Origin of the sequence: Brevibacterium sanguinis, from assembly GCF_039528855.1 — a bacterium.
Classification (GTDB): domain Bacteria; phylum Actinomycetota; class Actinomycetes; order Actinomycetales; family Brevibacteriaceae; genus Brevibacterium; species Brevibacterium sanguinis.
Map to the genome: position 1 here is coordinate 67259 of NZ_BAAAMB010000015.1, position 8448 is coordinate 75706.

Below are 8448 nucleotides of genomic sequence, written 5' to 3' on the forward strand. Positions count from 1 at the left end.
CACACGGCCCGTCCACCGACGGGCCGTGTCCCACACTATCGACGAGGTTTTCACCATGACACCAAAAGTTGTCGTCACCGGGATTGGTGCGGTGACCCCCTTGGGCGCCACTGCCGATGAGACCTGGCAGGCCCTGCTGGCCGGTCAGTCCGGCGTGTCCACGCTCGACAACGACTGGGCCGAGAAGTACGGCCTGACCGTCGACTTCGCTGCGACGGTCGACCCCGAGGTCGTGCCCGAGAAGCTCAAGCGGGTGCAGGCCAAGCGCCTCGACCCCTCGAGCCAGTTCGCTCTCATCTCCGCCCGTGAGGCCATGGCCGACGCCGGTCTCGAGGAGACCGATCCCGAACGCACCGCGGTCTCCTGGGCCACCGGCATCGGCGGCGTGTGGACGCTGCTCGACGCCTGGGACACGCTCAAGGACGAAGGTCCGCGCAGCGTCATGCCCCTGACCGTGCCGATGCTCATGCCCAACGGCCCGGCTGCCGCGATCGGCATGGAGTTCAAGGCCCGTGCCGGTGTGCAGACGATGGTCTCGGCCTGTGCGTCGTCGACCGAGAGCCTCGGTCACGCCTTCGACCTCATCGCGAACGGCGACGCCGACATCGTCATCGCCGGCGGATCCGAAGCCGCGATCCACCCGATCACCCTGGCGGCGTTCAATTCGATGCAGGCGCTCTCGCGTCGCACGGATTCCCCCGAGACCGCTTCCCGGCCCTACGACGTCGACCGTGACGGCTTCGTCATGGGCGAGGGCGCAGGCGCGCTCATCCTCGAGACCGAGGAGCATGCGAAGGCCCGCGGGGCGAAGATCTACGCCGAGGTGGCCAGCTGGGGCATCTCGAACGACGCCTACCACATCACCGGCAACGAGCCCGAGGGCAAGTACGCGCTCAAGGCGATGGAGGATGCGCTCGAGGCCGGCGGCCTCACCCCCGCCGACATCAAGCACGTCAACGCGCATGCGACGTCGACGCCGGTCGGTGACATCCCCGAGTCCGTGGCGATCGCCGAGCTCCTCGGCGACTCCGTCGACGACACGCTCGTCAGCGGCACGAAGTCGATGACGGGCCACCTCCTCGGCGGTGCCGGGGCGGTCGAGGCGATCTTCACGGTCAAGGCGCTCGAGACGCGGACCGCTCCCCCGACGATGAACATCACCGAGGTCGATCCCAAAGTGAAGATCAACATCGTCCGGGACACTCCCGCCCAGCTGCCCGACGGTGACATCGCCGCCCTGTCGAACTCCTTCGGGTTCGGCGGACACAACGCGGTCGTCGCCTTCAAGTCGGTGTGATCGACTGACACACGTTCTGTCACACGACGAAGGGCCCCAGCTTCGGCTGGGGCCCTTCGTCGTGTCGCAGAGGAGGCGCAGGACCGGAGGGCACGTCGGAGGCAGTGACGCGCCCACGCGGCGTCGGGTGCGTGAGCAGCGCAGGAAGCGCTGCCGGTGTGCCGGAGTCAGCCGACCTTGGTCAGCCAGCGGACGGGGGCGCCCTCACCGGCGTGGCGGAACGCGTCGAGTTCTTCGTCCCACGCTTCACCGAGGGCGAGGCCCATCTCATGGGCGAGCTGCGCGGGATCTCCGCCGGCACGCTCCATGACGGAGCGGATGCGGTCTTCGGGCACGAGGATGTTGCCGACGGTGTCGGTCACGGCGTGGTAGATGCCGAGGTCAGGAGTGTGGCTCCACCGTCCGCCGTCGACACCGGCAGAGGGTTCCTCGGTGACTTCGTAGCGCAGTGAATCCCAACCGCGGAGCGCGGATGCGATGCGAGAACCCGAGCCTGCGGGCGCGCGCCAGCAGACTTCGGCACGCACGAGGCCCGGTGCTGCCGGCTGGGGTGTCCAGTCGAAGCGTGCCTGTGCGCCGATCGCCCCGCCCGCTGCCCATTCGATGTGCGGGCAGAGCGCGCGAGGTGCTGAGTGGACGAAGAGTACGCCCTGTGTCATATCCATGTGTGCCTCCTACCTCGGATACGTCTTCCCCTACGATCCGAAAGGAGGTACTCCGCTCATGATAGTCGACAAACAGACGTGAGCCAAGTAGCGAAATGCCTGATGACACGTGGTTCTTCTCGTCGGTCAGGAGCGGCGGCGATGCATCTGCTCGGTCATCGTCTCCAGCCGCGAGAGGCCGCTGACGGCAGCCCAGCCGCGCACGGCGGTGACCACCCATCCGTCGAGGCCGAGGTCCTGCCACGCGAGTCGTTCGGCAGCGGGGCACACGGCCCGACCGATGACGAGGAGAACACCGATCATCATCCCGACCACAATCAGCAGCACCATCATCACCAACTCCTCCCACGTGCGCAGCGACTTTCGCTCCCTTTCAGCATGAACCTCTGCGCCCTCAATGAAAAGCAAATCATTGTGAATGATCATCAGGCAGAGATTTAATGATCGAGCTCTCTCCTGGGGACTGATTGCCTTCGCGGTTCCCCGGGCTGGGGTCGTGGCCGACGTCGTTGCCCGGCGAATCGGGTCCATGCCGGTTCTAGACAGGTGACTCATAAGTCACCTATTGTTGCGTTCGTGGCCACTTCCGATGACGACGCGGTTCTCCTGGCGCTCTCCCATCCGAGTCGACGGGCGCTTCTCGACGCCCTCCATGACCGGGACGGGCAGAGCGTGAGCGAGCTCGGGCAGGTCCTGCCCGCTCTCGGGCGCCATGCCGTCCTCAAGCATGTGGGCGTGCTCGAGGACGCAGGATTGGTCACCTCGCACAAAGCCGGGCGCATCCGCCTCTGCTATCTCAATGCCTCGCCGCTGGTCGCGCTGGCCCACCGCTGGCTCGACGACTACGCGCTCGGGTGGGGGCAGGCACTCAACCGACTGAAGAACACGTCCGAACGGAGACCGCAGATCATGAGCAGCACCGCACCCCTGCACCGCCACGCCATCGTCATCGACGCCTCACCCGAGCGGGTCTGGACCGCACTCACCGAGGAGACCTCCTCGTGGTACTTCACCACGACGCTGAACTCGTCGCTGGAGCCCGGCAGCGCATTCACCTACACCTACCCTGAAGGCCGAACTGCCGCCGAGGGCACAATCATCGCAGCCGACCCCGGTCAACGACTGGAGATGACCTTCTCGCCGGCCTGGGACGACGCCGTGGCCCCGGAGGCCCCCTTCCGCCTCGTGTGGTCCTTCGCATCCCGCGGCGAGTCCACGCTGGTGACGATCGAGCACTTCGACCTCGACCCGTCCACGGAGACCGCCCGCCAGGTCGACCACGGCAGCCTGGTCCTCATCTCCAACCTCAAGACCTGGATCGAGACCGGTGCGCCCATGCACGCCTGAGGTCTCCTATCACTGGCGGTGTCCGGCGATGACGAAGCCCCGCATCTCTCACCGCGGTGAGAGATGCGGGGCGATCGCACAGGGGTGCCCCCGGCCGGACTTGAACCGGCGACCAAAGAATTATGAGTTCCCTGCTCTGACCAGCTGAGCTACGGGGGCGAGCCGTGACCAGATTAGCACCAGAAGGCCGGCAGCTCCCATTTCGCGCGGATCGTGAGAGAGCGTCGACCCAGAGCCCACAGAGCACGCTCGACGGTGGGGCGAACTGCGCGGCAGACGAGTCAGTGCGCCGAGGTGCTCGGGGAGATCCGAGTGAGCACGCTGCGGGCGGCGTCGACGCAGGTGTAGCGCTCAGTGGTGATGTAGACATCGTACTCGACCTGTCCGTCGCTGCCGGGATCGTTCCGGCGGGCGGCGGCGACGAGGCCCGACCAGTCGGGTCCGACGACGACGACTCCGTGCTCCTTGCGCATCGGATCAGAGGCGTCGACGACTCCCCCGCGCACCCCGGGCACCGGCGGAGTCGTGAAACCGCCGGAGAACATCGCCGTGAGACCGACCGTGTCGCGGATCCGCTCATACCGGTCATAGGTCGCCTGGGAGAACGACTCCTCGTCCCCGAAGACGCCGAGCGTGATCGTCGCCGCACCGGAGGCCAGAGCCCGCTCCTCGAGGGCGGCGATCTGGGCGATGAGCAGCTCGCGGTTCATCACGAGAGGCTCCCGTCGCAGCCCCTGCGCTATCGAGTACGGGGTGCCGAGCGCCGGGAGGTTGCGCGAATGGTGATCGGCGAGAGCGTCTTCGACCGGCGGGGCGAACGGCTCGGGCTCACGGGTCGAGCGACCGAAGTACGGACCCGACATGAAGCGTGCGCCAAGTGCCTGCACCCGGTCGAGATCGTCCTCGCTCGAGACGCCCTCGGCGAGGATGACCGCGCCGGTCCGCTCGAGGTGGGCGTGGAGGAGCCGATTGAGCTCGGCCAGCTGCGCACTGCATTCGATGGTGAGGACGTCGGGATGGAGGCCGACGACCGAGGGGTTGACGAGCGGCACGAACGACGTGCTGCGCAGGTCGGGTCCGACCGAGGACATTCCCACGCCCCAGCCCATCGACCGGGCCTGGCGCACCGAGCGGAGGACGGAGGCCGGGGAGGAGGAGACGCGGTCGGCGTCGAGCTGGAGGATGCACGAGCGATCGGGTTCGGCTGTCCGATCCTCGAGCGTGGCGAAGGACTCCTCCTCGGCGTGGAGGAAGAGGCGGTTGGAGTTCGGCAGTCCAGCCGCCTCGGCGGTGCGCAGGGCGGTCGCCCGCATCGAGGCGTCGATGTCGCCGATCATCGCTGAGGCGTGCATCGCCTGGCGCAGGTTCTCCGACTCGGCGTGGCCGAGAGCGGGATCGCCGATCGGCGCTTGGAGGATCTGGTAGCCCACGGTATCGAAGGTGAAGGAGTCGACCACGGGTGCGAAGAAGGTCTCGATCCCTCCCGACCGCACCAGCTCCTCGAGGGCCAGGTCCTGATCGTTCGCCGTGCCTACCACCGTCTGTCCTTCCCTGTGAAAACCTGCGTACACAGTCTTCCACAGTCGTGTCCGGTCAACGGTTTGGATTCGATAACATTATTCCGCTCACAGCTGAGGTCGCCGCGTGCGCCTGACCTCGGCGATCCCGACGATGCCGGCGATGATGACGACAACGGCGATTGCCAGGAATGCGACGATGAGCCCGAGGTCCCAGTCGCTGACCGCGACGACGGCGAACGCGACCGCGGTGAGGATCGCCAGCCCCATCGAGGTGCCGATCCGCTGACCCGTCTGCAGCACTCCCCCGGCCGATCCGGCGTACTTCAGCGGCACCTCGTTGAGCGTGAGCGTCTGGTTCGGGCTGATGACCATGCCCTGCGCGATCCCGACGAAGCTGAGGGTGAGCAGCAGCCACCATTCGCTGCCGATGCCCTGCGCGAGGAGGGCGACGACGAGGACCGAGGAGAGCAGACCGAAGAGGCAGGTGACGATGCCCCAGACGACGAGGCGGCGCCCGGCCTGGAAGACGTAGCGGCCGGAGATGTCGGCCGACAGCGCCGAGAGCAGCGCGGCGGGCAGTCCGATGAGCCCTGAGGCCAGCGCGGTGTGGCCGAGGCCCTGCTGCATGAACATCGCGACGATCACCCACACACTCGTCACCCCCATGAAGTAGAGGGCGATGATGATCGAGCCGTTGCTGAAGCTCTTGATCACGAAGAGGTCGAGTTCGACCATCGGGGTCCGGCCACGGGACTCATACCGTCGCTCCCACTTCGTCCACGCCCAGATGACGACGAGCCCGAGCGGCAGGGCGAACCACACGAACCAGCCGACGGAGGATTCGACGAACGGCAGGAGGACGAGGAGGACGCCGAGTCCGAGGAGGACGACGCCGACGGGGTCGAGATCGTGCCGGTGCCGACGCTGGGCCGGGGGCACCGCCTCGTCGATGGGGTCGGTCTGGTCGACAGCCGGGCCCCACGCGGACTTCGGCAGCCAGACGATCGCGAAGATCACGGCGAGGATGGCGAACGGGACGTTGACGAGGAACGCCGCCCGCCACCCGAGGGCATTGCCGAAGATCGCGATGAGGACGCCGCCGAGCACCGGTCCGATCGCCACCGACAGACCGACGATCGTGCCCATGAGGCCGAAGGCACGACCTCGGCGCGGTCCTTCGAAGTACTGCTGGAGGAGACCGACGACCTGCGGGTTGAGCAGTCCCGAGCCCAGGCCCATGACGACGCGGGCGATGTTGAGGGTGATCGGGTCCGGGGCGAGGCCCGACACGAGCGAGGAGATGCCGAAAAGGCTGACTCCGGCGATGAAGAGCTGGGCACGGCCGAAGACGTCGCCGGCGCGACCGGCCGCGACGAGGACGACGCCGAAGGAGAGCGCATACCCGGTGAGCACCCACTGGAGGGCGGAGGTCGAGGCGCCGAGGTCGCGCTCGATCGCCGGGAGGACGACGTTGATGATCGACACCGACAGCAGGGACATGAACAGCGGGACGAGAGCGACGAGGAGGATCCTCTTCTGCACCTGAGTCATTCCGCCGCCAGCAGCCATTCCACACCTTTCGACCATTCTCGACAGCCGACGTCACCGTCGACCGTCCTCCCGCTGGTGATCCTATCCCCTTGCCCGCCGGCCGGCGCGGTGGGACCACCCGTTGACACCGGCCCATGAGCGTGTGACGGTAGGGCGACCTCCCCTCCCACCGCGACGATCGGAGCATGATGAACCGGAACGGGAACCCAGCTGCGTCCATGACGTTCCCCGCGGGGATGGGGCAGGCACAGCGGCCGACGGGTCCGCTCCTCGGCATCGTCATCGCCACCGTGATCTTCTTCGTCGCCCAGCTCGCGGCGCTGCCGGCCGGCATGCCGAGCGAGGGAGCCGGACTCACCTTCGTCCAACAGGCGGTGCTCACCGGCAGCTTCGGGGTCGGGGCGGTCCTCCTCCTGCTCTGGGTCCGGTTCAAGGAGCGCCGGCCGATCCGCTCGCTCGGCTTCGCCGCGCCCGGGGCAGGAGCGAAGATCCTCCGCGGCGCGCTCATCGGCCTCGTCATGATCTCCGCGGTCGCCCTCATCACCGTCGCCTCCGGTCAGGGGACCCTCGGCCCACCGAACTGGAGTGCGCTGCTTCCCGCGCTCATCCTCCTCGTCGGCTTCACGATCCAGGGCAGCACCGAGGAGCTCTTCGCCCGCGGCTACCTCGTCCAAGCCGTGTCGTGGAAGTGGGGACTGCTGGCGGCCTTCGTCGTCCAGACCGTGTGGTTCACCCTCCTCCACGGCGCCAACGGCGGCATCACAGTCGTGTCCGTGCTCAACCTCGTCCTCGTCGCGGTGTTCCTCGGCTTCTGGTCACTCGCCGAGGAGGGGCTGTGGGGCGTCTGCGCGTTCCACGCCGTGTGGAACTGGGGTCAGGGCAACCTCTGGGGCGCCCATGTCTCGAACATGGACGTCGAGACCTCGGTCCTCTCCTTCCGCCCGACTCCCGGTGCCGGCGACCTGATCTCGGGCGGATCGTTCGGCTTCGAGGGCAGTCTCGTGTCCTCGCTCATGCTCGCTCTCGGCACGGTCGTCGCCGTCGTCATGGTCCGCCGACGGCGGCGTGCGGCGACGGCCGATCGGGGCTGAGAGGACACAGCCGGGCAGGGGACAATGGTGTCATGACGAATGACACGATGAGAGCCGCCACCCAGCACAGTCTCGGAGGCCCGGAGGTCCTCGAGGTCGTCGACCTGCCGCGTCCGCAGCCGCGGACCAACGAGGTGCTCGTGCGCGTCCGCGCCGCCGGGCTCAACCCGACCGATTGGAAGCACCGCGCGGCCGGGCGCTTCCTCGGTCAGCCGCCGTTCGTCCTCGGCTGGGACGTCTCCGGAGTCGTCGAAGCCGTCGGCGTCGGGGTCGCGCGCTTCGCAGTCGGCGATGAGGTGTTCGGCATGCTCTCCTACCCATACGGTCACGGCTCGCATGCCGAGTACGTCGCGGCACCGGCGCGGGTGTTCGCGAAGAAGCCGGCGGGAGTCGACCACGTCGAGGCCGCCGCCCTGCCGCTGGTGTCGCTCACGGCGTGGCAGATGCTCATCGACTACGCGCAGCTGACACCGGGCCAGCGCGTCCTCATCCATGCCGCCGCCGGCGGAGTCGGCCACGTCGCCGTGCAGATCGCCAAGGCCCACGGCGCCCACGTCATCGGCACGGCCAGTGGGAAGAAGCATGATCTCCTCCGCCGCCTCGGCGCCGATGAGATGATCGACTACCGCACGGAGGACTTCACGGAGACCGCCACCGACATCGACGTCGTCCTCGACACCCTCGGCGGGGACACCGCGATGCGGTCGCTGCGCACCCTCACCCCCGGCGGGATCGCGGTCTCCACCGTGCCGGTCGGCCCCGACGACTTCACCACCGAGGCGACGCGTCTGGGCGTCAGGGCGCTGCGGATGCTCGTCGACTCCTCCCATGCCGACCTCACCGCGATCGCCGGGCTCGTCGACGCGGGTCGGCTCAGGCCCGAGATCGCCGCGACCTTCCCGCTCGAGGAGATCGCTGCCGCGCACCGCCTCGGCGAGACCGGGCGCACCACCGGCAAGATCGTCATCACGATGTCC

Annotated in this window: 8 protein-coding genes and 1 tRNA gene; 4 read left to right on the plus strand and 5 right to left on the minus strand. The window is 67.9% G+C overall.

From position 1 onward, the window contains the following. The first annotated feature begins 55 nt into the window (after positions 1–55). Entirely contained in the window at positions 56–1297 is a 1242-nt protein-coding gene (locus ABD154_RS15850; protein ID WP_344251616.1) for a beta-ketoacyl-[acyl-carrier-protein] synthase family protein, read from the plus strand. A gap of 167 nt (positions 1298–1464) precedes the next feature. Here ABD154_RS15850 and ABD154_RS15855 read toward each other — a convergent pair whose 3' ends face one another. Together ABD154_RS15855 and ABD154_RS15860 are read right to left on the minus strand one after the other, a co-directional pair. After that, positions 1465–1956, minus strand: a complete 492-nt coding sequence (locus ABD154_RS15855) for a DUF3145 domain-containing protein (protein WP_344251625.1) — start codon at positions 1954–1956, stop codon at positions 1465–1467. A gap of 132 nt (positions 1957–2088) precedes the next feature. Then, positions 2089–2388 (minus strand): hypothetical protein, encoded by a 300-nt coding sequence (locus ABD154_RS15860; RefSeq protein ID WP_344251617.1) that lies wholly within the window; start codon positions 2386–2388, stop codon positions 2089–2091. A 150-nt stretch (positions 2389–2538) separates the two neighbouring features. Between ABD154_RS15860 and ABD154_RS15865 the strand changes: the two genes are divergently transcribed. Then, the gene (locus tag ABD154_RS15865; protein ID WP_344251618.1) at positions 2539–3309 is read left to right on the plus strand and encodes an ArsR/SmtB family transcription factor; all 771 of its coding nucleotides are present in this window, start codon (positions 2539–2541) and stop codon (positions 3307–3309) included. An 85-nt stretch (positions 3310–3394) separates the two neighbouring features. Here ABD154_RS15865 and ABD154_RS15870 read toward each other — a convergent pair. The 3 genes from ABD154_RS15870 to ABD154_RS15880 form a co-directional block, all read right to left on the minus strand. Next, a tRNA-Ile gene (locus tag ABD154_RS15870) sits at positions 3395–3468 on the minus strand. Positions 3469–3590: 122 nt separating this feature from the next. Then, on the minus strand, positions 3591–4847 hold the full coding sequence (locus tag ABD154_RS15875) for an EAL domain-containing protein (RefSeq protein WP_344251619.1): 1257 nt from the start codon (positions 4845–4847) through the stop codon (positions 3591–3593). Between the two features lie 87 nt (positions 4848–4934). Then, the gene (locus tag ABD154_RS15880; RefSeq protein WP_344251620.1) at positions 4935–6398 is read right to left on the minus strand and encodes an MFS transporter; all 1464 of its coding nucleotides are present in this window, start codon (positions 6396–6398) and stop codon (positions 4935–4937) included. Positions 6399–6598: 200 nt separating this feature from the next. Here ABD154_RS15880 and ABD154_RS15885 point away from each other — a divergent pair, with 200 nt between their 5' ends. Further along, positions 6599–7471: a CPBP family intramembrane glutamic endopeptidase gene (locus ABD154_RS15885; protein ID WP_344251621.1), complete on the plus strand. Its 873-nt coding sequence runs from the start codon at positions 6599–6601 to the stop codon at positions 7469–7471. 32 nt (positions 7472–7503) lie between these two features. Further along, positions 7504–8448 (plus strand): NADP-dependent oxidoreductase (locus tag ABD154_RS15890; RefSeq protein WP_344251622.1); only part of this gene is annotated, 945 nt, incomplete at its 3' end.